General features: G+C 64.9%; 21 protein-coding genes. 6 read left to right on the top strand and 15 right to left on the bottom strand.

Annotated elements, in window-relative coordinates; translation table 11 throughout:
* Nucleotides 1–20: 20 nt before the first annotated feature.
* Both JOF56_RS19040 and JOF56_RS19035 read right to left on the bottom strand, forming a co-directional pair.
* Nucleotides 21–674, bottom strand: coding sequence for an RlpA-like double-psi beta-barrel domain-containing protein (locus JOF56_RS19040; RefSeq protein ID WP_209639873.1), 654 nt, complete (start codon nucleotides 672–674; stop codon nucleotides 21–23).
* Complete coding sequence (locus JOF56_RS19035) at nucleotides 671–1804, bottom strand: glycosyltransferase (protein WP_307855153.1); 1134 nt, start codon at nucleotides 1802–1804, stop codon at nucleotides 671–673. The genes JOF56_RS19040 and JOF56_RS19035 overlap by 4 nt, the downstream gene beginning before the upstream one ends.
* A 550-nt stretch (nucleotides 1805–2354) precedes the next feature.
* Between JOF56_RS19035 and wecB the strand changes: the two genes are divergently transcribed.
* The 6 genes from wecB (at nucleotide 2355) to JOF56_RS19005 (ending at nucleotide 9012) form a co-directional block, all read left to right on the top strand.
* Nucleotides 2355–3524: a non-hydrolyzing UDP-N-acetylglucosamine 2-epimerase gene (wecB, locus tag JOF56_RS19030; protein ID WP_281065452.1), complete on the top strand. Its 1170-nt coding sequence runs from the start codon at nucleotides 2355–2357 to the stop codon at nucleotides 3522–3524.
* Nucleotides 3524–5227, top strand: coding sequence for a DUF2334 domain-containing protein (locus JOF56_RS19025; protein WP_245378306.1), 1704 nt, complete (start codon nucleotides 3524–3526; stop codon nucleotides 5225–5227). Before wecB ends, JOF56_RS19025 begins: the two co-directional genes overlap by 1 nt.
* Nucleotides 5228–5315: 88 nt before the next feature.
* Nucleotides 5316–7091: a DUF2334 domain-containing protein gene (locus tag JOF56_RS19020; protein WP_245378305.1), complete on the top strand. Its 1776-nt coding sequence runs from the start codon at nucleotides 5316–5318 to the stop codon at nucleotides 7089–7091.
* A gap of 10 nt (nucleotides 7092–7101) precedes the next feature.
* On the top strand, nucleotides 7102–7542 hold the full coding sequence (locus JOF56_RS19015; RefSeq protein ID WP_209639861.1) for a helix-turn-helix domain-containing protein: 441 nt from the start codon (nucleotides 7102–7104) through the stop codon (nucleotides 7540–7542).
* A gap of 126 nt (nucleotides 7543–7668) precedes the next feature.
* A complete protein-coding gene (locus JOF56_RS19010; RefSeq protein ID WP_209639858.1) occupies nucleotides 7669–8295 on the top strand; it encodes a lamin tail domain-containing protein in 627 nt (208 codons plus the stop codon).
* Between the two features lie 168 nt (nucleotides 8296–8463).
* Nucleotides 8464–9012, top strand: a complete 549-nt coding sequence (locus tag JOF56_RS19005; protein ID WP_209639855.1) for a lamin tail domain-containing protein — start codon at nucleotides 8464–8466, stop codon at nucleotides 9010–9012.
* Nucleotides 9013–9278: 266 nt separating this feature from the next.
* On the opposite strand, the gene JOF56_RS19000 is transcribed toward JOF56_RS19005, so the two are convergent.
* The 13 genes from JOF56_RS19000 to JOF56_RS18940 all read right to left on the bottom strand — a co-directional run bounded on the left by JOF56_RS19000 (nucleotide 9279) and on the right by JOF56_RS18940 (nucleotide 25670).
* Entirely contained in the window at nucleotides 9279–9461 is a 183-nt protein-coding gene (locus JOF56_RS19000; RefSeq protein WP_209639852.1) for a DUF397 domain-containing protein, read from the bottom strand.
* 2 nt (nucleotides 9462–9463) lie between these two features.
* A complete protein-coding gene (locus tag JOF56_RS18995; RefSeq protein ID WP_209639849.1) occupies nucleotides 9464–10306 on the bottom strand; it encodes a helix-turn-helix domain-containing protein in 843 nt (280 codons plus the stop codon).
* 403 nt (nucleotides 10307–10709) lie between these two features.
* A complete protein-coding gene (locus JOF56_RS18990) occupies nucleotides 10710–10904 on the bottom strand; it encodes a hypothetical protein (RefSeq protein WP_209639845.1) in 195 nt (64 codons plus the stop codon).
* 80 nt (nucleotides 10905–10984) lie between these two features.
* Entirely contained in the window at nucleotides 10985–11545 is a 561-nt protein-coding gene (locus JOF56_RS18985) for a ferritin (protein WP_209639843.1), read from the bottom strand.
* A 124-nt stretch (nucleotides 11546–11669) separates the two neighbouring features.
* The gene (locus JOF56_RS18980; RefSeq protein WP_209639839.1) at nucleotides 11670–13922 is read right to left on the bottom strand and encodes an MMPL family transporter; all 2253 of its coding nucleotides are present in this window, start codon (nucleotides 13920–13922) and stop codon (nucleotides 11670–11672) included.
* Nucleotides 13923–13947: 25 nt separating this feature from the next.
* Nucleotides 13948–18591: a type I polyketide synthase gene (locus tag JOF56_RS60165; protein ID WP_209639836.1), complete on the bottom strand. Its 4644-nt coding sequence runs from the start codon at nucleotides 18589–18591 to the stop codon at nucleotides 13948–13950.
* A 1011-nt stretch (nucleotides 18592–19602) separates the two neighbouring features.
* The gene (locus JOF56_RS18970; RefSeq protein ID WP_245379732.1) at nucleotides 19603–20805 is read right to left on the bottom strand and encodes an aminotransferase class I/II-fold pyridoxal phosphate-dependent enzyme; all 1203 of its coding nucleotides are present in this window, start codon (nucleotides 20803–20805) and stop codon (nucleotides 19603–19605) included.
* Nucleotides 20806–20818: 13 nt separating this feature from the next.
* The gene (locus JOF56_RS18965; protein WP_209639830.1) at nucleotides 20819–21328 is read right to left on the bottom strand and encodes a 3-hydroxyacyl-ACP dehydratase FabZ family protein; all 510 of its coding nucleotides are present in this window, start codon (nucleotides 21326–21328) and stop codon (nucleotides 20819–20821) included.
* Nucleotides 21325–22173, bottom strand: a complete 849-nt coding sequence (locus JOF56_RS18960; protein ID WP_209639827.1) for an SDR family NAD(P)-dependent oxidoreductase — start codon at nucleotides 22171–22173, stop codon at nucleotides 21325–21327. The genes JOF56_RS18965 and JOF56_RS18960 overlap by 4 nt, the downstream gene beginning before the upstream one ends.
* Nucleotides 22170–22958 (bottom strand): polyketide synthase, encoded by a 789-nt coding sequence (locus JOF56_RS18955; RefSeq protein WP_209639824.1) that lies wholly within the window; start codon nucleotides 22956–22958, stop codon nucleotides 22170–22172. Before JOF56_RS18955 ends, JOF56_RS18960 begins: the two co-directional genes overlap by 4 nt.
* Nucleotides 22955–23725 carry an SDR family NAD(P)-dependent oxidoreductase gene (locus tag JOF56_RS18950; protein ID WP_209639821.1) on the bottom strand — a complete coding sequence of 257 codons (771 nt, stop codon included), beginning with the start codon at nucleotides 23723–23725 and terminating at the stop codon, nucleotides 22955–22957. The genes JOF56_RS18955 and JOF56_RS18950 overlap by 4 nt, the downstream gene beginning before the upstream one ends.
* The gene (locus JOF56_RS18945) at nucleotides 23722–24450 is read right to left on the bottom strand and encodes an enoyl-CoA hydratase/isomerase family protein (RefSeq protein WP_209639818.1); all 729 of its coding nucleotides are present in this window, start codon (nucleotides 24448–24450) and stop codon (nucleotides 23722–23724) included. Before JOF56_RS18945 ends, JOF56_RS18950 begins: the two co-directional genes overlap by 4 nt.
* A 2-nt stretch (nucleotides 24451–24452) precedes the next feature.
* Nucleotides 24453–25670 (bottom strand): hydroxymethylglutaryl-CoA synthase family protein, encoded by a 1218-nt coding sequence (locus JOF56_RS18940; protein ID WP_209639815.1) that lies wholly within the window; start codon nucleotides 25668–25670, stop codon nucleotides 24453–24455.
* Nucleotide 25671: the final 1 nt, after the last annotated feature.

The following is a 25671-nucleotide window of genomic DNA, read 5'->3' as shown; positions in this document are numbered from 1 at the left end:
GACAGTAATCCGGTGCCGGCTCAACCCAGCGCGATGACGGCATTCTTGAGTGACAAGTACCACGGACTGGACGTGAAATCCGGGCCTTGCTCTTCACCGATGTATATGTCGATGTGCTGAGGCCCGCCCAAGCCGGGTGTGAACTCGTCCCGGATCGTCCAGCGAGCCGACCGGATTCGCCCGCACACATCGTCGGGTGGCTTTACTCCTGAATCAAGCGTGCCACACTCCGCGATCGTGAAATTCGTACCGGCGGCCAGGACACCGGGGTCTGCGGCGGCACTCACAAATGGTTCGAGTACCTGGCCGCGAGAATCTCGTGGACTATCGTCCAACCAGTAGCCGAGGTCGTATGACCAGTTCAGGTAGCGCCCAGCGTTCGGGCTGCTCGTAATACGTCCGGCGCCCTCCGCCTTTACGGCGGCCACGAAGTCGTCGGGATATTCACCCAGCGGCTCGTCGCCGCGCTCGCACTCGAGTCGCAAGCACCCGCGGACGGATTCAGCAGAGCCGGCGTGGTAATTCTCGACAGCCGTGTAATAGACGGTAATGGACCAGCCGTCGAGTCTCGGGCCGGTAGGTTTCGGCCGTGATGAGCAGTTGGTCACGACGAAGGCGAGCAAGGCACCGACCACCAGGGCGATGCCAAGCGACGCAAGCCTGGTTCTGCTCATGATCCCTCGACAACACGCTCGGTCTTCGCCCAGTCGTCGCGACGGGCGAGGTGCCGGGCGACCGCCTGGCAACTCCCGGCGGCGCCGAGCATGAGAAACACCGGGTAGCTCAGTGAAACGAGAAGGCAGCGTCCCAGCGGTTCGTCTCGCAGCCGCAACCAGTGCGCCAGGCCCCAGATCGCCCCGGGCAGCAACAGCGCGGTCACTCCGACGGCCAAGGACGCCGGCCTGTCCGCCGCGCTCGCGACGAAGGGAGTCGGGACCAGTCCACCGAACTGGCCATAAATGCTCAGGCCAAGCAGGAGCAGCGCGATCACCGAGACCGGCGGCACCAGCCACGGAGTGATCAGGTAGTGCAGGAAGTCGAGTAGTCCGAGACTGGAAACGCGCGGTGAGCCGAGCAGGCCTGGCACGTGCCGGACACACTGGAGGTTTCCCTGCGCCCAGCGTCCACGCTGCCGCACCAGGCGGCGCAGGTCGACCACGGCCTGCTGGGACACGTCCGCCTGCCTGACATAGCGGATACGGACACCCGCTCGGTGCAGCCGGAGTCCCAACTCGACGTCCTCGACCAAGCAGGACGACCATGGCGAGTCCCCGAATGGCATCAACACGGACAGCTTGGTGAACTGGCCGTTGCCGCCCAGCCCGACGCTGCCGATCGCATCGCGCAGCGCCTGGGCGGAATCGGCGATACAGCCGAACTCGACGTCCTGCAGCAGGCCGAGACGGGTGTGGCGGTTGCGGATACGGACCCGGCACTGCACCGCCCCGACGGCGGGGTCGGCCAAGTAGCGGCTCACCTCCGTCAGGATGCCGGGACTGGCCCTGCCGTCCGCGTCGATGACTCCGATGACCGTGCGACGTACGGTGCCCTCTCGCCGCGCGACCTCTCGGATCGACCGATACGCGGCGTTGAGCGCCGGTCCTTTGCCGTTACGCGCGTCAGGAGGCTCGCGCCGCAACACGACCAGGCGTTCGTCGTCGATGCCGGCCAGCACCGCCGATGTCCCGTCCGTGCTGCCGTCATCGACCACCAGCACACGTAGTCGGGCACCCGGCGCTTCAAGTGCGAGCAGTGACCGGACAGTGCCGGCAATGACCAACTCTTCGTTGAGCGCCGGTACCACGAGCCAGAAACATGATTGTTCCGCCGCCTTGACCGAACTCGGCCGAGGAGTTCTCAAGCCCAGAACAGAAAGTACGAGATTGTATATAGGCCAGGCGAGCAAAAGCCCGAGCATCAATGCGGGAAGGTTCATTTCCGGTTTATTCGCCGATCTCGGCCCACAGGCGCAGGGATAGCCTGCGCAGGACCAGGAAGGTCGTGGCACCGACTACGATCTGCCCGATGAGATGTGCGGCGCTGGCACCCGCTGAAAAAGCGAATCCAAGAGCGACCGGAGTTCCTGCCCGACCGACCAAAGCAGTCGACATCTTGACAATCCTTTTGGTGAGTGGATAACTTGCTGCGTCGATTTAGAGAGCATGGGAAGCTCTACGTACCGCTACTACTGAACCTGCTTGCGCGGCCTCGGGCAACTCTTCTCGAGGACTTCGCGCAAGAATCACTGAGCGGGAGTAAGAATGGACTGCGCTGTTCGGAGCAGGGCAGGGGTCACCCTAACGGCAAATCCTCGTGCCGTCACGACCGCTACCACCACACCCAAACCGGAAATAATGCTCGTCGGCGGGACACGGCCAGAGGCGGTCAAGCTGGCGCCCGTGGTGGAGGCGATACTGGCGCGTGGCCGAATGCGCCCTGTCGTGGTGGCCAGCGGTCAGCACGAGTCGATGTTCGAGCCGGCGCTCGACGCGTTCGCCCTGCGCCCCGACGTCCGCTTGCGCATCGAGCGCTCGACAGGAAGCCAGCCCGAATTGCTGGGCGAGCTCGTGCGAGTGCTCGACCGGCAACTCGCACAACGGAATCCTTCGATCGTCGTGGTGCAGGGTGACACGACGACTGCCCTGGCCGGGGCGCTGAGCGCCTTCTGGCGGAAGGTGCCGGTCGCACACATAGAGGCAGGGCTGCGGTCACACGATCTGGACGCTCCGTTTCCGGAGGAGGCCAATCGCAAGCTGCTCGCTCAGATCAGCTCATTGCACCTGGCGCCGACGAAGCGCGCCGTGGAGAACTTGCGGGCGGAGGGCATCACAGGACCGGGCGTGGTGCTGACCGGGAACACCGTGGTGGACGCCGTCCTCTCGATCGCCGGCCGCCCTATGGCGTACAGCGACCCCAGGCTGGCCGCGGTGGAAGACAGGGTGCGCTCCGAACGGAACCGCCTGATGCTGGTCACTGTGCATCGCCGGGAGTCTTGGGGCCCGCCGTTGACGGGCATCCTGGCCGGCTTGCGGAACGTGCTGGAACGCCACAAGGACGTCGAGATCGTGCTGCCCATCCATCCGAATCCCGACGTTCGCAAGCAGGTCATGGCCGGAGTGTTCGGGGTGGACCGGGTTCACCTCACCGCGCCGCTGAGCTACATCGAGTTCTGCCGCCTGCTCTCGATGGCTCGGCTGGTCGCATCCGATTCCGGTGGCGTACAGGAGGAAGCGCCCAGTTTCGGCGTTCCGGTCCTGGTTCTGCGAGACGTCACCGAGCGGATGGAGGCGGTGGAGGCCGGCTGCTCGACGCTCGTCGGAACCGATCCCATGGTGATCGCGGACCAAGCCTCGCGGCTACTGAACGAACCACCGCTACTGCCGGAGAACAGGCCGGTCAATCCCTTCGGCGATGGGCTCGCCGCGCACCGCGCCGAGCACGCGATCGCCTGTTTGCTCGGTCTGGAGAGTGCCCATCCCATGGCACCGCCGGTGCTTCGCCCCTCGGCCGCCGGGGGCGAATGATGCGCTCATCGACCACCACTCTACCGACCAGTCTATGGACGCCCGCGTGGCTGCGGTTGTTGTTGTGCGTGCTGGCAGTCATCGGTGTTCTGCTGGCCCCGACCTCGGCGCCGGCACCGGTGTTGCTGCCTGCCGAACCGAAATGGGGTTCCGTGCCCTCGGCATCGCTCGCGGGCAAGCCGGGCGATCCGGCTCCTGGTGCCCCGGAGGGCAGCCGAACACTCGTGCTGTACAACAGCTCCGCTCCCGGCCCGGTCACGCCATCGGCCGCCAGCGGCGAGGGCTATGGGACACAAGCCGCCAATCTCGTCTCGCACAGCAGCGCTTTCGAACTGCGTCAGGCCGAGAAGTACCAGCCGGGTGACATGACGGGGTTCTCGGCAGTCGTCTACGTAGGTCTCATAGATGGCGGCCCGCTTCCGGACGCGTTCTTGGCCGACGTCCGCGCGGGCGGGACGCCGGTGTTGTGGCTGGGATACGACATCAACCGCTTGTTCGACGGCGACAGCGGATACGCGGCGAAGACCGGCTGGCAGCCGGACGGCTGGGCAGAGCGAGCCATCACCGGCGTGGACTACAAGGGAGTACGGCTGACCCGTGACGCCCAAGCGGGTACATCTGTGCGTACCCGGCTGCTGGATCCCGCGAAGGCCAGGGTTCTCGCTGAGAGCGTCCACGACGACGGCAGTCGAACCCCTTGGGCGGTGCGCTCGGGAACCTTGACCTACGTGGTCGAGATACCGTTCGCCTATGTGGGTCCGACGGACCGGTATCTCGCAGCCGCGGACCTGATTCGGGCGACGCTGTCGCCGTCGACCCCGCCACGGCCGGCGCGCGCGTTGGTGCGACTGGAAGACGTGGGACCGTCCGCGAATCCCGAACAGCTCAAGCAGATCGCGGACCGTCTCCACGATCGGGGGGTGCCTTTCTCGGTCGCTGTCTACCCGTACTACCGCGATCCCAAGGGGATCGCCAACTCAGGGGTACCGACGGAGCGACGGCTCGCGGACCGCCCGGAGATGGTGCGGGCGCTGCGATACATGATCGACCGCGGCGGAACGATTGTGCTGCACGGGTACACCCACCAGTTCGGCGACGAACCCAACCCGTACGGGGTCAGCGCCGCTGACTACGAGTTCTACCGAGCGCGGTTGAACGACGAGAAGGTAGTCGAGCTCCTCGGACCCGTGCCTGGCGACTCCGTGCAGTGGGCGAGTGAGCGATTCGCCCGTGCCCTTGGCGAACTTGCTCTGGTCGGACTACCGGATCCCGCGGCATTCGAGTTCCCCCACTACACGGCGTCCGCCGCCGGATATCAGGCCGCGACCGCGACCTTCGGCGTTCGGTACGACCGGGGAAGCTACTTTCCAGGCTGGTGCTCGACCGAGTGCGGCGACATCGTGCGAGCAGACCCGGCGGGGATATTCACGCAGGCGTTCCCGTACGTCGTGCGTGATGTATACGGTGCGGTCGTCGTACCGGAGAACCTTGGCTACATCCCGCCGTGGTCTGAGCCCGCCGAACTCGATCGTCACATCGAGGGAGTCCTCTCCGGCGCCCGGACGCTTCGTGTGGTCGACGACGGGATCGCGAGCTTCTTCTACCACCCTTATCTGGGCACCGAGGCACTCGATCGGATCATCGACGGCATAACGGCCGCCGGCTACCGGTTCGTGTCCGTCTCCGAAGCCGGGCAGGGGTGACCTCATGCCCACACTCGACTGTCCAATCGAGACAGATAGAACCGGGTGAACCGCGACTGGCGCTGTCACCACCATCACAGGAGTACCCATGAGAATCCGCGGTTGCATTCGTCGGCTACCAGCCGTCCTGCTCGCACTGTGCGTCATGTTCACCGGCGTGGCCAACGCAGTCCCCAGCGCGCCCGGGAGCGCCGTGACGCCGGAGCACCATCGTCCACGGCCGGCCCGCGTGTCGGGCGGCTGGCAATGGCCCGTCCTGCCCGCCCCTCCACGTCCACCCTCGACCCGGCCCGATCCCAAGGACACCACGACAAATCCGGCAGCCACGGATACCCCAAGGCGCGTACGGACCTACCCGTCCGCTCCCGGAGCGGATCCCGGCCGGCGGACGCTCGTGCTGTACGACACGGGTGGGGTGTACGGCTGGCTGGGCGAGTCCTACGCCGTGATGACCGGAAACCTCATATCCCACAACAGCGCGTGGGTCATGCATCCCGTCCGCGCGTACCGGGCGGGCGAGATGTCCGACTACACCTCGGTGATATACATCGGCTCCACCTTCGACGAACCGTTGCCGAACGCATTCCTGGACGACGTGCTGAAGGCCCGAACGCCGGTCGCGTGGATGTACGACAACATCTGGCGTCTCGCCGAACGTGGTCGGGACTTCGCGACCCGGTTCGGCTGGCGGCCAGGCCCCATCGACACGACCGACGTGACAACTGTCCGCTACCGAGACGTGGACTTCACCCGTGACCGTGCCACGATCCCCTCGGGCATCGTGCGTGCCGACATCGAGGACGCTGACAAGGCACGTACAGTGGCGCAGGCGGTCCGATCGGATGACAGCCGCTTCCCGTGGATTGTGCGCTCAAAGCACCTGACCTACTTCGGTGAAGTGCCGTTCTCGTACACCGGACCGGACGACCGCTACCTCGCTGCCGCTGACGTGCTGGCGCGGCACGCCGACCCCAACGCGCCGGAACACAAGCGCGCTCTCGTGCGCATCGAGGACGTGGGCCCGGACGACAATCCCGCACAGCTGCGCGAGATCGCGGACTACCTGGCCGGCCGCCGAGTGCCGTTCTCGGTCGCGGTGTATCCGCGATACCGGGACCCACACGGGGTGTACCACGATGGCAAGCCGGTGGACAGGACCTTGGCCGACGCACCCAAAGTCGTCGCGGCGTTGCGATACATGCAGGACAAGGGCGGCACGTTGATCATGCACGGCTATACCCACCAGTACCGCGACACCCTCAATCCGTATAACGGCGTCAGTGCTGATGACTACGAGTTCTACCGGGTGCGCATGGACGACAAGGGTGAATTGCACTACGTCGGTCCGGTGCCCGAAGACTCGCGATCCTGGGCGACCGACCGGATACGAGCGGCCGCGCGGGAGTTCCGGGCGGTAGGCCTGGAAGTACCAGAGATCTTCGAATTCCCGCACTATGCCGGCTCCACCATCGACTACACGGTGGTGGACGACCGGTTCGAGGCGCGCTACGACAATGGTCAGTACGCAGCCGGATGGTGTCGCAACGGTGACTGCGGTTCTGGTACTCCCGACTATTCACGGATCTACGGCCAGAGCTTTCCGTTCCTGGTACGCGATGTCTATGGGTCCGTGGTGATACCCGAGTCACTCGGCTACGTCGACTTGACAATGGCTGATGACAACCGCCGCCGGCTGCCCTCCCATATCCTCGCGACCGCCCGCCGTGTCGCAGTGGTGCGTGACGGCGTGGCGAGCTTCTTCTACCACCCAGGGCTCGGCACCTCGCATCTCGGCGAGATAGTCGCCGGTATCCGGGATATGGGCTTCACATTCGTGAGTCCTGCCGAACTCAACTGCAGCTGATCGTCCGGGCATGAAACGAGCTCAAGCGGGAAACCACCGGGACAGGAAACTGAACGTGCATGACAGAGAGCCACCTGAATCAATTTCTGAGCTGATCAGGTCGGCCCGGCACAAGCACAAACTCAGCCAGCGCGAGCTCGCCGATGCGCTGATCGAGGCGTCGGGCCGTGATACGGTTACGCGTTCCGACGTATCCAGATGGGAACGCGGCAAGCGTATTCCAACCGGTCATTGGCTGTACTGGCTGAGCCACGTGCTCCAAGTACCACTGGCCGGCTTGCGGCACGCGGCTACCGTGGCCAGGAAGTACCGGTTGATGGCGGCTGTACTCCAGCGGCCCCCGTGGCATACCGACCCGCCCGACAAACCGGAACGAAATCAGCACGATGCGGAAAACCAACGAGATAACAGACCGATGAAACCGGGGCCACGTCAATGGCCACTTTCTTGAAGAACAATCCAGGTGGAACAGTCGAACACAGGGTTCCTCGATGTCCTGGAGCACGTGATCGAGGCACCTCGCACAGGTGACCATGTGCATTATTCCTTGAAATCACCCTCTGAGGAGATTCCCTCAATGAAACGCACAATTACCGCCGTTCTCGCGGCATTTGCGGTTCTCGGACTCGCCGGGGCCGGCACCGCGAACGCATCCGGGCAACAGGGCGAGTCCATCGCGCCCACGGTCGTCCCAGCCGAACTGTACATCAGCGAAGTCGCCACCCGCCTCAACAACCTGCCGCTGCCCACCGAGCAGGAGTTCATCGAGATCTGCACCCGCGCCACCGAGCCTTTCGTCGTGCCGATGGGCGGTATCCAGGTGCAGGCCACCTTCAGCGGTGCCGACCGGCGGGGCCTGGTCGTCGAGATCCCCGCCGGCACGGTGATCCACCCAGGTCAGGCGTACGTGATCGCCAGCCCCACCTACACCCTGACCGTTCCCGACCAGATCTTCGAGACCACGAAGAACCTCCCCGACCTCTTCGGGATTGGGCTGGTGAACCCGGCGACGAATATCACGTTCGACAGCTTCGCGACCATTGCCACCTCGCCGTTCGCGGCACCGCCGGTGGCGACTCCGCTGACCCCGAACGACCCTCGCGCGACGTCCCTCTCCCGGGTGAACTTCACCGGAATCAACAAGTTGGACTTCGTCAAGACGGTCGCCACCCCGGGCCTCTGCAACCCGGTCCAGACCCGGTAACGTACCGGTAACAACCAGAGCGTGTGGAGCTCGGGCCACCCCGACGGCCCGAGCTCCACCGCGTTTTACGAGACCGGGATCGTTGGCAGTCCGGGCACAGTACCCAATACGACTACGACGAGCACAACGGGCGCCATTCCGACCAGTCTTCCGAGGGAGGTTGTAAGAATGAAACGCACAATTCCCGCGGTTCTCGCGACGGGCATGATGATTCTCGGACTCACCGGCACGGCGAACGCATCCGAACCGCAAAACGAAGCCAGCGCGGTCAAAATCGTCCCCGGCGATGTGTACATCAGCGAAGTCGCCACCCGCCTCGGTGGTTTGCCGAACCAGGAATTCATCGAGATCTGCAACCGCAGCGCCGACGTTTACACCGTGCCGATGGGCGGTCTCCAGGCGCAGGCCTCCTTCGGCGCTGCCGACCCGCGGCGCCTGGTCGCCGAGATCCCCGCAGACACGATGATCCACCCAGGTCAGGCATACGTACTGGCCAGTCCCTCGTACATCTTGTCCATCCCCGACCAGACCTTCGACACCGCGAGGGACATCCCCGACCAAACGGTGATCCGACTGGTCAAGCAGGCGACGAATGTCACGATGGACAGCGTCGCGACCACTCCTGCCACGCCGCACCTCACCCGGGTGAACTTCACCGGAATCAACGCGTGGGACTTCGTCAGGAAAGAAGCCACTCCCAGCACCTGCAACCCGTGAATCACCTGCCACACCCGGGCGGTGCCGAAGAACAAAGCGAGCCGGAACTCTGGCGAGTAGTCGCAACCGGCTGGTCCGCGCCACCCGAGTTCACAACCGGACAGTACCGGCGGCTGCATACTTACGAGCAATTTCGATCAGGATCGCACGCAGCGGACGAGCCCGAAGAGGGCTTGTAGGTGGGACAACGCCCGAGCGCTCCGCCGACATGGCTGAGCGCGGCAAACGGCCCCCGGTGTCATGACCACCGGGGGCCGTTTTGTGTGTCAGCGGTCAAACCGGCCGGCACGCACCATTCTGACGAGCATGCGCACGTCCACGGTGAGCGTGCTCTCCGGGTTCTTGCTGTCCCGGACCGCCTCGAGATTCTCCGTCATCGCAACTTCGACACAGTCCGACTGCGAGCCACTTCGTGACGACTTGCGCCACGTTGCCCCAGATAGATCCATAGTCAGCTCTCCATCTCGCCCTTTCTGTGGGAGATCCACTGACTCGATTCTGTCTCACTCAGCGCAACTTCCGATACCCCGGCCAGGGTGTCGAAGTACGGCCCTGTCAGGGACGGCTCGTCCAGGAACACGCCGGAGCGCGCAAGCTCGACGTGCACCACCGGCTCCTCGTTCTCCAGCTCGAGCGCGAGGAATCCGCCGAGCCGGCCGGCGTGCTTGAGCCGGCCGATCGGCACGACTCGGATCGAGATGTTCGGCCGGGCACTGGCGGCCAGCAGAGAGGCATACTGCTCGGCGGCGAGGGCAGGGTCGAGGCCGGACAGTGCGGGCTCGCCGATGATCGCTACGTACTGCACGTCCGACCGCGTCAGGCGATGCTGCCGACGCAGCCGCGTAGTCAGCCGGCCCTCGACCTCGGATGGTGCGATCCCGTCATCGAGCATGTACGCCCGCGAGTAGCTCATGGTCTGTAGCAGGCCCGGGATGAGCAGTGGCGCCCAACTGGTGATCCGGCGGGCGCGCTCCTCGTAGTCCGCGAGGGTCGCCGACTCCTGCGTCAAGCCCGGCATGTCGTGTTCCCACCAGCCTGGGTCGTTCAAAGTGCGGGCCATCATCAACAACTGCTCCCGCTTCGGGCTGGCAATGGCGACCTCGTACACGGTGAGCAGGACCAGCACCTCCTCCTCGGAGATGTTGCGGTTGCCGGTCTCCAGCCGGGAGATGACCTGTACCGACACACCGAGCGCACGAGCAGCGTCGGCCTGTTTCTTCTTGGCTCGCTCACGCAGGATCCGCAGCTCCGTGCCAAGACCCTTGGCTTTGGCTCCCGGGCTCTTACGCGGCATGAGTGACTCCATTTGGGTGACACAGAGTGGCATGTTTCCGGAATCATGGCATAGTTTCCGGAAACGTCATGGGTGGGCGCAGGGCGCACGACATCGCACGGCAGCGGGCAAAGAGACGTGGAGGAATGACGATAGCCGAGCTAGCGGAACTCCTCGCCGCTGACTGGTACCTAGCGCTGATGTCCGCTTTATGGGTCGCCGGACTGGTGATCTGGGCGGGTCGCTCGGTTCTGCGGAGCCGCCGTGATCACCCTCTGTCACAACAGCGGATTCGCAAACTCCGGGCTGCCGGTCACCTGCAGCGTGACGTTCCGGCGGCGGTCCGGCGAGGCTCTGTCGCCGGCGCACTCGGCGACGAGCCTCAGCCCGTGCCCGGCCGCCAAGACGGTCGCCGGGCACGGGCCTACAGCAGACGGTCGACGCCGAGGACCGGATGACGCCCTTCGAGTCCCGGCCGTTCCGATTCCGATCCGAAGCGCCGCAACAGCTTCCAATCCCTGATGAGTCCCGGCTCGCCCTGCCGTGCCCGGTCGGCAGATGCGGCACCTACGTGTTCGGCGCGACCGCCGAGCAGGCGGCCGTGCGACTCGCCAGGCACACCCACTCCGCCCACCCGCGAGCCTCTTGAACTTGGGACGGGATCCGGCAATGAGCCGGCTCGCCGGCGGCGTGTTGCGCTCAGTTGACTGAGCCGCCGGCGGTAGGTGGAACGATGTTCCCATCGTCGTGATGACCCGAGAGCCTGTCGCTCTCGCGGGCCAGGAAGTCTTCTACGTGGAAGAGGTTGTCGCCTGCGCGTTCCACGACGTGCACCAGCCGGCTCATCTGGGCGACTTCCTCCACCTGCTCGCGCAGGAACCAGTCCATGAACTGCTCGCCGATGTAGTCCCCCTCGTAGCGGGCGGCGTTGGCGAGCCTGGTGATCTGCTCGGTGACCTCCTGCTCCTGGTGCAGTGCGAGGGCCACGAGTTCGTGCGCGTTCTTGAAGTCGTTGCGGACGTCGTCGGTGCCGGGGATGGCCACCGGAAGATCCTTGTCCAGAAAGTACCGCACGATCTTCATGGCGTGGTCGCGTTCCTCCAGCGCCTGCCGGTAGAAGTGCGCGGCCAGCCGGGGCAGGTCCTGGTCGTCGAACCAGACTGCGAGTGCGACGTACTGCTGCGACGCGGTGAACTCGTTGCGGATCTGCGCATGCAGCAAATCGAGGAAAGTGGTGGTGGTGGCTGTGTTCGGAGACATGATTCGTCCTACCTCCGTGCTCGATCCTGAGGACCCGCGGGCTGGGACAAGGTAAGAGGCCACATTCCGTATCGTCGCACCTGGGGACGTCATATTGACGTCACCGTCGTACATGTGCCTCAAGTCATTCGCGCAACGCGAACCGGTTGTGCAGGGCCCGCAACGGCCTGGGTGCCCACCAGCTCCACCTGCCTGACAGACGCATGAGGGCCGTTACCAGGACGGGCCGGATGAGAAACGCGTCCAGCAGAACGGCCAGGCTGGCACCGAGCCCCAGGAGTTGGATGAGCGACACGCGCGAGGCGAGCATGGCGAGAAAGGACACACACAGGATCGCCGCGGCGGCGGTGATCACCGGTCCGCTGCGCGACAGTCCATGCACGACAGCCCCGTTGAGATCGGCCCCGGCGTCGTGCTGCTCCTTGATCCTGGCCAGGACGAAGACCTGGTAGTCCGTCGATATCCCGAAGATGGCGCAGAACAGCAGCACCGGGATCACGACTGCGAGCGGGGCCGGGGTGAACCCGAGCAGTCCGGACAAGTGCCCGTCCTGGAAAACCCACACCATCGCCCCGAAAACCGCGCCAAGGCCCAGCAGGTTGAGCACCAATGCGTTGAGCGGCAACAGCAGGCTCCCGGTCATCATGAAGAGGAGCACGAAAGTGCTCAGGGCGATCAGAGCGAGCGCGTACGGGAGCCGGTCAGCGATCGACTTGGTCACATCGGCGAGCTGGGCACCCTGCCCGGTGACGAACACGCGACGATCCTTGGGTACCGGAACGGCCCGTACGTCGCGCGCGAGCTGCGCGCCCTCCGACGAGTACGGCTCGACCCCGCTGAGGACGGACAACCATATGACCTCACCGGAACGGAACTGCTGCTCCCCGCCCGGCATCGGCGGCTGCATCAGGACACCGTGGGCGAATGACCCAGCCGCACTGTCCACACGGGTCACGCCCGGCACGAGAGACACCCGCTGTCCGTACTCGGCAACGGCTTGCTTCGCGTCGAGAGTGTCGCCCCACTGTTCACCGACGACCGCGAGCGACCCATTGCCGGTCGAGCCGAAGTCGTCACGTACGCGGTCGGTGACTTCCCGGCTCTCCGCCGAGCGGGGAAGCACCCGCTCATCCGCTATTCCGAATTGGACGTGCAAGAACGGCGCGGCGAGCACCAGCAGCAGTGCGACCACCGGCGTCGCGGTGAGAACAGGACGACGCAGTACCAATCCCGCGACGCCGCCCCAGAAGCCGGCGGCCCGATCACGACGGATCCTTCGGCCTGGCAACGCAAAGGAGTCGATGCGGTCGCCTACGATGGCCAGCAGCGCCGGCAGGACAATCGTGGCGCCCACCACGGTCACACCGACAACGCCGACGCCCGCATAGGCGAACGAGCGCAGGAAGTACTGCTGGAAAACCAAAAGACTGCAGAGCGCGACAGCCACGGTCAGCGCGCTGAACACAATTGTCCGGCCCGCCGTGCGCATGGTGGCTGCGAGAGCGAACGTTGCGTCCGGATGACGGCGACGCTCCTCGCGGTAGCGGGAAACGAACAGCAAGCTGTAGTCGACCGCGAGCCCCAGGCCAAGTGCGGCGGCCAGGTTCACCGAGAACACCGAGACATCGACGACCGACGCCATCGCTCGCAGGACGCCAAGAGTGCCGGCAATCGCCATGAGGCCGATCAACAGCGGTACACCGGCCGCGACGACGGTGCCGAAAACGAACAACAGCAGGACGAGTGTCAGCGGGATGGCGACTGACTCAGCCTTGACAAGGTCCGCTGCAGCCTGAGTATTCACGTCGTTCTCCACCTGGGCCAAGCCGCCGAACTGCACCCGGACCGGCCCGCGCCAACCAGCCAGTTCGTCATGCAGTCGCTTGGTCACATCGGCGACTTCGTCCTCGCCGCCACCCACTCGGGCCAGGATGAGGCCGGCTTCACCGCCGTCGCTACGGAGTTCGGCGATCGGAGTGTCCCAGTAGGACGATCCGACGGTGACATCAGGTGTCACCGCGAGCCGATGCGTCACCTCTCGTCCGATCTCGGTGACGTCCGGATCCGCCACACTGCCACCAGGGTTGGCGACCAGGACAACCAGATTGGGATTGGCGTGCGGAAACCGCTCGGCGAGGATTTCCTGGCCACGGACCGACTCGGCCCCCGGGGCGTCGTAACCTCCGGTCTTGAGCTCACTCAGGGCTCCGGCCCCGAAAACACCCATGCCCGCAGCGAGAAGGAGGGTCATCAGCAGGATTGTCTTCGGCCAGGCGAGCGTCAGGCGCAACAACCGATTGACCGGCGGAGCGGCAGCGAGGCCGGCCTTTGTCGCTGCTGGGCGTAGATCGGCAGTCTTCTCCGTACCATCTACCACTTGAGTCACCTAACTACCTGAACGTTCAGGCTGGGGCGGTCTGTGCCGTCTTGGTCGCTTGGCCGGCTTCGAGCCGATCGAGTTCGTCGGCGAGGATGGCCACGGTCTGCGTGATCTGCTCGGGTGTGTGCTCGCTCGTGACGAAGAACCGCAACCGGGCCAGTTGTTCTTCGACAGCCGGGTACAGAATCGGGCAAACGCTGATGCCGCGCTCGAACAATGCGTTGGCCAGCTGTACACAGCGCAGGGAGTCGCCGATGACACACGGGATCACCGGGGTACCCGCGCTGCCGGCGGTGTCGATGCCGGCCTGTTTGGCCAGCCGGAGGAACAACTGTGCGCGTTCATGCAGCCGGACCAGCCGCTCGGGCTCGGCCCGCATCTGTTGTATCGCGGCGAGGCTGGCCGCCGCATTGGGTGGCGTCAGGCCGACGCTGTAGACGAACCCCGGCAACGTGTATTTCAGGTAGTCGATTACACCGCGGCTGCCGGCGATGTACCCGCCGCAGCCGGCGAAGGCCTTGGACAGCGTGCCCATCCACAGGTCCACATCGGCGCGCTCCACCCCGAAGTACTCGCCGATGCCACCGCCGGTGGCCCCGAGGACACCGATGCTGTGCGCTTCGTCGATCATGATCAACGCGCCGTGCCTCTTCTTGACCCGGATCAGCTCAGGCAGATCCGGGATGTCGCCGTCCATGCTGTAGACACCTTCGACGACGATGAGCACGCGCCGGAACTGGTTCCGAATCCGGGTGAGCAGCTCGTCGAGTGCGGCGATGTCGTTGTGCGGAAACGGCCTGCGTGTCGCGCCGGACAGCTTGCAACCCTGGAGAATGCTGTCGTGGGCGAGCGCGTCGTGCACGATCAGGTCGTCCGGTCCGAGCAGGTGCCCGATCATGGTGACATTGGTGGCGTGACCGCTGACGAGTCCGAGCGCGTCTTCGGTCTGGAGCAGATCGGCGAGCGCCATATCCAGCTCGCGATGCAGCGGACGATCCCCGGAGAGCAGCCTGGCCGCGGACACCGACGTTCCGTACAGATCGGTGGCCTGCTTCGCCGCCGCACTGACGGCGGGGTGGCCGGACAGCCCGAGATAGTTGTAGCTGGAGAAGCAGATCAGCTCTTTGCCCTCGACTTGGGTGAGATCGCGCGCGGTGCCCTCGTGAGTCAGGAAGTACGGGTTGGTCAGCCCGGACTTCGCCACGAGATGAAAGCGCTCCTGGTGCCTCAGGATCTCGGGAAACGCGGACATGTCAGTGAATTCCGGCACGTCGCTGAATTCTGGCACGTCGCTGAATTCCGTATGGTGCTCCGGCGGGCCGGCCGGCGCGGAAACGCCGACCTGCTCATGATCGGGCTCTACCGCCACGCTGGGTGTCTGGGCACCGACCTGACTGGCGATGGCCCGCACGAAATCATCGATAGTGGTGATGGCGTGCAGGTCGCCCATGTCCACTCGTAGTTCCGGCCAGAGTCGCTGGAACGCGGCGAACAGGTCGGCGAGCATGATCGAGTCGAACCCGAGATCGCCGACTATCGCGTGGTCGCCCCGCAGATACTCGTACGGGTACGCGCTGATCTTGGCGATCGCGCCGAACACCCGATCACGGATGTCCGGCTCACCCGCTGCCGGGACGAGTGTGGGACGCTGTGGCACGGTGTCATGATCTGGCGCGGTCGTGGTCACCGCCGGGACGACTGCGGGTAGCGGGCAAACCTCGGTGACCGTGGTGGCGCAGGCACCGGTGGCGGCGCGCAGGACGTCAAGCTGCTCACGAAGAAACTGGACGACATCGTTCATGCGTACCTCCGGGGATCCGGTTGTTTCCGCCGTATCCGGCTGCGAATAACGGTGTGCGGGCAGGCACGGATCGGCCTTGCGGATCGTGTAGCGCTGTGTGACCAGCGGGCTCGCCGGCAGGTCCACCAGGTTGCGTTCGGATTCCTCGAACAGTGGCAGCAGATCGACCGGTATCCCCAGCACGGCGAGCCGGCCGAGACCTGCGAGGAACGTGCGTCCCTCGTCCGGCTCCGCACCGGACAGGCTGACGAAGTGGTGGGACGCGGGATCGGGAACAGACTGTCGCGCCATGGCGAGCAGCCCGTTCCCGCCGAATGCCTGGACGAAGACACGGTTACCGCCCTCGGCAGCCACCTGGATGGCCGTGCCGAACCGCACTGGCGACGAGCAGTGCCGTCGCCAGCAGCTACGCAGCTCATCTGGGTCCATGCACGCCTGGCCGCTCACAGTGGAGACGAAGACGCGGTCGGGTTGGCGCAATGGGAGCCGTGCCAACTGCTCGGCAACCTGCGTGTCAGCCTTTGCCACGAGGGGCGAATGGAAAGCGTGCGAGACACGCAGCGGGGTGGCCGTGACACCAGCCGCTGCGCAGCGCTCGGCAAGCCAGTCAAGCGCGTCCGCCGTCCCACTCGCGACAACCTGCCCGGGGTGGTTGAAACAGCCGGGCCACACCCAGTCGATGTCGGTGGCCAGTTCGGCGAACTGCTCTTCGGTCGCCTGAACCGCAAGCATGCCCCCCAACTCTGTGTCGCCGACGGCTGCCATGGCCGCCCCTCGGTGCACGAGGAAGTTGGTCGCGTCCACCGCATCCAGAGCGCCGGCGGCGACCGCGGCCGGAAACTCGCCCACACTGTGGCCGAGCACGATATCGGGGCGAACCCCACAGTCGGCGAGCAGCGAACTCATCGCGATGCCCAGTACACCCAGTGCGGGTTGACAGATCCGCGTGTCGGTCAGCGCCAGGTCGGCATCCTCAGCCGCCACCCCTTGCGGCCAGACCAGTCTGGTAAGCGACGTGCCGATGCCCTGGTCGACGTCTGCTTCGAGCCCCTCCACGATGTCGCCGAAGGACGGGAAACGACGGCGTACGTCGCCGAGCATGCCGGCTCGCTGAACCCCCTGGCCGGGGTAGACGAACACGACCGTCGGCAGGTCCTTCGGGGGCGGCGCCGCTGCCACGTGGATGCCGGAGCCGAGATCACCACTGGCCCCTGATCGCAGCGCCACGGTTGCCGTATCGAGGAGATCGATCAACTCGTCCCGGGTCGCCGCGACGAAGGTCACGCGGATCGACAGCGGCGAACGGGTCGCAAGGGTGTACGCGACCGACGCCGGTGTCAGATCAGGGTTCGTGGCGACCTTCTCCCGGACCGCGGCGGCGTGTTCGGCGAGCAGCTGAGGCGATCCGGCTGAGAGCACATAGAGCCAGGGCTTCTCACCGATCTCGACGCCAGGAGCGGCGGCCGCCCGGAAAACTCGCCGATCCGGTGCCTCCTCGAGCACGACGTGGACGTTGGTACCGCCGAAGCCGAACGAACTCACCGCCGCGCGCCGCGGATGGTCCGCAGGTCCGTTCCACGCAATCGCCTGCTCGGTGATCTGGAATCCCGCCTCGGCCAACGACAAGTGCGGGTTGGGTGCGGTCTCAGGCTGCGGAGGGATGGTCGTGCGATGCAGCGCAAGCGCGGCCTTGACCAGTCCCGCGGCGCCGGCCGCGGGCAGTGTGTGTCCAATCAGCGCCTTGACCGAGGAGAGATAGCAGTGTGCTGTCTCGGCCCTCAGGCTTTCCGTCCGCGCGGCACGAAGAGCTTCGACCTCGACGCGGTCCCCTACCGCTGTAGCCGTGCCGTGCGCCTCGATCAGCTCGACCGTGCCCGGATGCACTCCAGCGTCCTGGTACGCGGCACGAAGGGCCGCGAGTTGACCTTCGACACGCGGCGTCAGCGGGCCTTCGGCCGCGGCGTCATTCGACACCCCCACCCCCTTGATCACCGCGTAGACACGATCGCCATCACGCATCGCGTCTTCGAGCGGTCGCAGAACCGCAAGGGCACCACCCTCGCCGAGCACGAACCCGTCCGCACGCGCATCGAACGGACGGCACACGCCGCGCGCCGACACCGCGCCCACCAGGCAGAACCCGAGGAGCGCGTCTGGGGTGAGGTTGAGAAAGACACCTCCGACGAGGGCTGCCGCGCAACTGCCTGTCCGCAGGTGGTTCACCGCCTCCTGCAGCGCGACCAGCGCCGACGAGCAGGCCGCATCGACGACGAAGGACGGCCCACTGAGTCCGAACGCCGAGCTGACCGCGCACGCACCCATGTTCAGCAGGGTTCCGGGCAGTGAGAACGCCTGGCCGGGAGCGAGTGCCCCGGCAGCCGCGTCCTCGATCGCGGCGAGCAAGCCGGAGTCGGAGTGTCCGGCGTGCAGCGAACCGTCGGCGAGCAACCTCGCCCGTAGCCGTGTGGTCAGCAGGTCCCGGTAGTCAGACTGGCTCATGCCGATGAATACGCCGGTGCGCGACCGGTCGAAGGGGCGGCGTTCCCAGCCGGCGTCCTGCAGTGCCTCCCTGGCGAGGTCGACGAGCAGCCGGTGTTGTGGATCCATGGCTTCCGCTCGCAGCGGCGGTATGCCGTAGTGCAGCGGATCGAACTGATCCACATCTTCGAGGAAGGAGACCTGGTCGGTGTACGCCTTGAGCGGGTCGCCGCTCTCGTCCGGGTTGTAGTACATCTCATGCCGCCAGCGGTCCGGGGGAACCGGACGGAACTGGCGTGCCGCCTGGAGAATCATCTGCCAGTACTGGTCCGTGCTGGCCGCACCCGGGAATCTGCAGGCGAGTCCGACGATGGCGATATCGTTCACACTGCGGCCCTAAGCATTCACTATTCTCCCTCGGGAATGTCATCCAGTCACGTTATTCGCGCAGCACTGAACCGGGCCGAACAGTAGAACGAATCCTATATGCCCGTTATTGCGCGAAGAATGCTTCCAGCTTAAGGCCCCCGACCGGCGAACGCAGGAGGCCACTTGACTGGCCCCTGGCCCGAAACAATCGGTGAGCCACTGGCCATGACTTGACCCGGTGACGTGCTGATTCGACTGTCGGTCTGCGCGGTCACGAGGCCCGGATGGAGGGCGGAACGGACAGCGAATCCAAGGGCGTTGGCTTGGCGGATAATGTACGTAACTGCTCAGACGAGTCCATACGCCAACACGTGATGTAGACTACTTCTCGATTAACACACGACACAGGTTCGGGGCTGCAGCCCCACGGCGACAAGCCTCCAAGAGCCAGCGGAGCGGCCCTCTTGCCCTCGGAGAATTGCGAGAACAAACTTTGTCTTACCGGAAGTGAACTCGCGCACTCTTCCCGAATCCGCGACCAGTATCATCCCGACAGCGGTCACCGCCGAAGCCCCTACGCCATTCTCGACCGATTGACCTGCGGTTCACGAATCCAACAGCGCCGACGTGGAGTGGTGACGTAAGATGCAAGTACATCAATCAAGTGTGTCTTTCGAACCTTTCAAGGGTTCAGGACCACGCACAAAAAAATACGAAGGAGAATTTGACTCACCGGTTTCTACGCTTACCGCGGTCCTCAGGGGTTTCAGTATGCGTTTCACGCACAGAGATGGCGACCATGAACTGGGAAACCTCAACATGTACCTCGACGTCCGGCAACTCAGTCCGACAAGGTTCGAGCTTGGTGCAACTTTCGGACTGCCTGTCTGGACCGGAAACTGGGATGACGAGTACTCGGGGACCGTATACTTCACCGTAATAGGCGAATAAGCAGGCGATGGCTTGCCGCCGACTTCACGCAGAGATATCCGGACGATGAGGCCACGCCCAATAGTGTCGCCCCTACGTTCACGACTCGACTTGACCAGGTCGGACGATGTCAGCGATGTCGGCGAACGCCGCGATGATCTGGTCGATCTGGGCTTCCGTGTGGGTGGCCATGAAGCTGATACGGATCCTTTCCCGGCCTGGCGCCACGCCTGGAGATATCACGGGGTTCGTGTAGATTCCGCGGTCCAGCAGCGCCTTCCAGGCGGCGGCCGTTGTCGGTGCGTCGCGCGTGAGGACCGGCACGACGGGGGTCTCGCTTGTTCCACAGTCGTATCCCATCGCCCGCAGCTCCTTGAGAACTCGGTCCGCATGTCGCTGTGTGCGGATCGGGCGGTCGGGCTCGCTCTCCAGTACGTCGAGGGCTGCCAGTGTCGCTGCTGTGCTTGACGCCGACAGGGCCACGCTGAACAACAGCGACCGCGCATGGTGCCGCATGAAGTCGATCACCTCGGCCGAACCGGCGACCACGGCACCCCCCGATGCCAGTGCCTTGCTGAACGTGCCCGTGATCAGATCGATGTCGGGCACGCAGTCGAAATGGGCGGCGGTCCCTCGTCCGCCGGGGCCCGTCACTCCCAGGCCGTGGGCGTCGTCAACATACACTCGGGCGCCGTTGCGGCGCGCCACGCTCACGATCTCTGGCAGTTTCGCGCGGTCGCCACTCATCGAGTACACCCCGTCCACGATCACCAGGGCCGGCGTGCCCGCGTACAGCTTCAGCACAGCTTCGAGGTCTGCGGAATCGTTGTGCCGGAACCGTGCGAGTTGAGCACCGGCCATCTGCACCCCGTCAAGGATGCACGCATGGACTTCCTTGTCGCATACGGCGACGTCAGCCGGGCCGAGCAGCGCACTGATCGCTCCGACGTTGCATTGATAGCCGGTGCCGAACAACAGCGCGTCCTCCTTGCCCAGGAACCGTGCAATCCGCTCCTCGAGTTCGAGGTGCATGGCCAGTGTGCCGTTCATCAGCCTGCTGCCGTTGCAGGACATGCCGAATCGCTGAACGGCCTCGATGGCCGCTGCGCGCACCCGCGGGTGGCCGTTGAGCCCGAGGTAGTTGCTCGACCCGGCCATCACAAGGCGTTTACCTTCCATGACGACCTCGGTTCCTTCGCTCTTCTCAAGCGGAAGGAAGTACGGATACATGCCTTGCGCGCGTGTCTGGGCGGCCAGCTCGGTTATCGGGTCATCGGCCAGGACACCGAACACGTCGGTCATGGTTGTCACTTGTTCACTCTCCACTTAGGCCTGATACTGCGGCGACCGCGCAGATCTTGGCGTCATACAGGACCTGCCCCACGATCGTCAGGAAAAGGCCGTCGTCGAAGACCTGCGCGATGACTTCGATCTCGCCGCTGGGAGGTACCGGCCGCGTGAACCGCGCAGCCAGTACATGCGTCACGGAGAAGTTCGTGACCGCACCGTTGCGGATGCCGTCGATGATGATGCCGGCCTGCCCGACGGTCTCGATCTGCAGTGCCCCCGGGTATACCGGCCGGCCGGGGAAGTGCCCGGCGAATATCTCTCGTGCTGCCGCCAGGTCGTAGCGGGCGATCACGATGCCGCGTTCGCTGTCCAGCATGGTCACGCGATCCACGAGCAGGAACGGATCCCGGTGCGGCAACAGCGCTTTGATTTCGGCACGGTCGAGCACAGTCGCTGTGGGCCGGTCGTCGACCAGCGGGTTTTTCTCGGCGTGCCGGTACAAAGCCGCGATCTCGTCGGTCATCGTGGCGATCATCGGGCCTCCGTACCGATGCTGGCGACCAATGCCGCGCCATCGCGGGGGAACTCGAACGGTTCACGGCGGCCGACGAGAAATGCCGATGGGCCAAGCAGCGACATGCCTTCGTCCACCCGCAAGACCTGTCCGGTGACCGCGTCGAGCAGTCCGGACGACAAGGCTACGCAGGCCCGGCCGACACCGGCCGGGTCCATCAGGATGTCGGGGCGATCCTTGACCGATTTCACGACGTCGTCGCCGACGACCGCCCGTGCGCTGGGCGTATCGACATAGCCGGCACGCACGACATTCACGCGGACGCCTTGTGGTTTGAGCCGCACCGCGAGATATCGGCAGAGCGTTTCGAGTGCGGCTTTGGACACGCCGGCCAGGTCGTAGCTGTCGTGGCAGACTTCGACACCGTCACTCGATATCGCCATGACGTACCGTGGATACGAGCCGAACGCGGCATGTGCGCATTGCACCAAGTCGACGACGGGCCATGCCGAATAGCCGAGGGACAGTTCCATACTGGACCTCTTCAGGTCATCCATGTCGTCGATGACCTTCGCGAAGGACACATTGCTGACCACGGCATGGAGCTGACCGGCCTGTGATTTGATGTGGGCCATCAGGGCGCGCGTCGCGGCGTGGTCACTCGCGTCGGCCTCGACGACAACCGGTGATGGAAGTCCTGCGGCGTCGAACTCGCCAGTGAGCTCGGTCTCCTCGACGCTGCCCCATCGGTGCGTGACGAACACAGTTGCGTTGGCACGCGCGAACTCCATGGCTATGGCCTTGCCGAGGCCACGCGTGCCTCCGGTCACCAGAGCCGCCCGGCCGGCGAAGTCGGGCATGATCATGTTGTTTCCTTTCCGTGGCGGGCGGCGACCGGCGCGGGGTAGCTCTCGTCGATGCGTGTGCGGGTCTCCGGCTGGTCGAACACCGCCGTATGCATGGTGAGTTCATTTACGATCGCACGTTCGAGCTGGGCACGACGTCGCGTCGTGATGTGTCCTTTGAGGAGTCCCATCGCTGCTCGGGGTGCCTGAGCCATCTCAGTGGCGAGCGCGTACGTCCGGTCTCGGACGTCACTACGAGGCACTACGGCGTGCGACAGCGGTACTCCCGCTTCGCGGATCTCTCGACCTTTGATCATTCGCCCGGTGAGCAGGAGGTCCCGCGCGAGCGGCACCCCGAAGACCTCTTCGAGCAGTACCGTCGAACCCATACCCGGCGTGAAGCCGAGAGCGAGGAAATTGGCTCCGTAGAGCGATTCCTTGGCCAGTACGGCGACATCACACCACAGTCCGAGCATCAGACCACCGCCGACCGCGTGTCCGGTCATCATCGCGAGCGTCGGGATCTCCAGGCTCAACAGCAGTCGTGGAAGACCACCCGTCAGCCGCGCGATGGCCTGTGGTGCGTCGGCGCCGAGCAGCGTGTCGCGGGTCGCTCCGCTACAGAAGTGCTGCTCGCCACCTTCGAGCACCAAGGCACGTATGGACGGATCACGCTTGATGACATCGACAGCATTCGTGAGTGCTGTCAGGGCAGCGTCGCCGACATGGGGAGTTTCATCGGTGGTGATCCGCAAGGTGGCCACGCCGTCAGCGGCTCGTTCGAGTCCATACAGTGCGATGGTCACATCGCCACCTCGCCCAAGCCACCAGTGGCCGATACGGCCTCACCGTTGATGTATCCGGCACGCGCTGAGGCCAAAAACAGTACTGCCGCGGCGATCTCTTCCGGCTTTGCGTTACGTCGCAAGGGGGTTGCCTCAAGTAGCAGTCGGCGCAGACCCTCATCGAAGTGCTGAGTGAGTTCCGTTTCCACGTATCCCACAGTCACCAGGTTCGCGACGACCGACTTGTGACCGTACTCCTTCGCGATCGTCCGGGTGAGCCCGAGCAGTCCACCCTTGCTCGCCGCGTACGCCGCCTGGGATGTCGCACCATGTTGCGACAACGAACTGATCGACACGATCCGCCCACCGCCGCCCTGTGCCAAGAACTCCCGGACAGCTCGACGGCAGACGAGAAAAGCGCCGGTCAGATTCGTGGCGATCACATCGTCGAACGCCTCGGTCGTGGTGTGCACCAGCAGCGCGTCGCGATTGATTCCGGCATTGTTGACCACGACATCCACCCGGCCGAACCGGTCGACGACCGCGTCGAACAGTTCCTCGACGTCGGACTCGATGGCCACGTCCGCGGCGACCGCAAGGGCACGGTGCTTGCCGGCCAGGCTCTCCACCTGGGTGATGACCTCATCAGTCGCAGGACCAAGCTTCCGTGCGCAGAAAGCCACCCGTGCACCCGCTGTGGCAGCCGCGAGCACGATCGCACGGCCGATACCGCGTGATCCACCCGTGACGACCACGACCTTGTCCTGCATGGTTCCAGGAGTGGTCACAGCTCTCCTTCGCTGTCGTCGAGCCACGGTGGCTCACCGGCCGCCATCCGTACGATTCGTCTCTGCGTTTCGGCTGTGGCAAGTAGCTTCGTGAACCGGCGCAATGCCGCGACTTCGGTATCCGGTGCGTTCATCTCCACGATCCCCGCCTTGACTTCCTGCTGTGCACGAGCATCCGCCCGCAGCCACCTGCGCGCGTGCCGGGCAATCGCGATGTCGAGGTCGTCGGCTATCTCGTCAACCAGGCCAATCCGTAGTGCGGTAGGCGCGTCGACAGTCCCGCCGTCGAGTGCGAGCAGCCGGGCCTTGGCCACACCAACGCGTTGGGCGAGGTAGGGCAACGCCATCTCGGGAATGAGTCCGACGAGGACTTCGGGAAGCCCGAATGTGGACCTCGATGTCGCGATCACCAGATCGGCTGTGGCCACAAGCCCGAGTCCGCCACCAAGCGCAACACCGTCGACCAAGGCGACGACCGGGCATGCAGCGCGTTCGATTGCCCGCAACATAGCCGCGTATCCACGTTGGACAGCCGTCCAATCCTCAGCCGGGTCCGACAGACAGTCCAAGTCCAAGCCTTCGCAGAACGCGCCCGCTTCGCCTTCGACGGTGACATAGCGAGCCTTCGCCTCGGTCAGGGTGGTCGCGATGTGTTCGGTGAGCGGGCCGGTGATCGTGGGCCGGCCGGACACGGCCGACAGCTTGATCCGAAGTCGTTCGTTCACGGTCATTTCCAGCCATACGTCCGGTAGTAGTCACGCACGTGCTCGAGGACCAACCGTGACCGGCCGGTATAAGCCTCATCGAGAAGCCCCGGCACGAGTGATGTGTCAGGCTTGAAATGGGCTTCGGTCAGGCTCCGCTCGGCGTCCAGCACAATCCTTTCGTACTCGGACACATCCACGAGCCTGCGGCTTGCAAGGTGCTGGCCGATCTGGTGACGGCCAACGGTTTCTCGCGCGGCCGTCCCGAACCGGCCACTGAAGAACTCGGCACAGGACCCAGAACCATACGAGTACAAGCCGATCCGCTCGCCGATCGCGACCGACGGCGCGTGATCCACCAGTGCGACCAGTGCGGCCCACAAGCTCCCCGAGTATGTGTTCCCCAGTTCCTGGCAGTACTTCAGCGACGGCCGGACCATCCGCCCGAAACTATCCGCAACGGCGCTTGGTTCCACATCCGGTCGATGGGCCTCGACGACGAGGCCGTGCGCTTGCTGAACGAGCGGAGTGATCGGCGTGTGATAAATGACATGACTGAAGGTGTCGAACACGTCGGCGCCGGCATCTTCGCGATAGCCGTCCCACGCCAGTTCCAGCAGATCGAGATACGCGGCCAGAGAAAGTCCAGAGTGGATGGTCTCCAAGGATGGGGTCGGCCGCATCACGTCGTAGGTCTCCCGCGCGGCCACACCGCTCGCCGGCTCCAACGCAAGCACCCGCGGCTCGGCCGCGACAGCCATGGCGACGGCGCCCGCACCCTCGGCCGGCTCTGCGGGATCGTGGAACAGTCGCCGGGCCATGTCGGTCGTGATCACGAGCGCTCGGCGCGTGGGATTGCAGTGAACCCACGCGCTTGCGAGCCGCAGCGCGGCCGTGCCGGCGTAGCACGCGTGCTTGACTTCGAGATGCCGGCAGCGACGTGAGAGCTGGAGGTACTTGTGAACATAGGAGCTCAGCGGTTTCGCATAGTCCACACCGGACTCGGTCGCGACCACCAGTAGCCCGTAACGGTCCGGGTCGTCCGGATCGGTGAGCGGGCGCGCGGCATTCACAGCCAAGGTGACCGGGTCTTCGAAGCTCGGCGGCAAGGATCGGCGCACCAGTTGCAGTCTCTGGATCTCACGCTCGGATGTGCCACGGGCCGATGCGAGCCCGGCGGCGTCCACGGCCAGTGTGCTGCCATAGAGAGTGAGGTCGTCGATACCTACTGACAGCTGCATA

Source organism: Kibdelosporangium banguiense, from assembly GCF_017876405.1.
Lineage (GTDB): Bacteria > Actinomycetota > Actinomycetes > Mycobacteriales > Pseudonocardiaceae > Kibdelosporangium > Kibdelosporangium banguiense.
The sequence above is the reverse complement of the archived record's forward strand: the minus strand, read 5'-3'. Positions and strand labels throughout refer to the sequence as shown.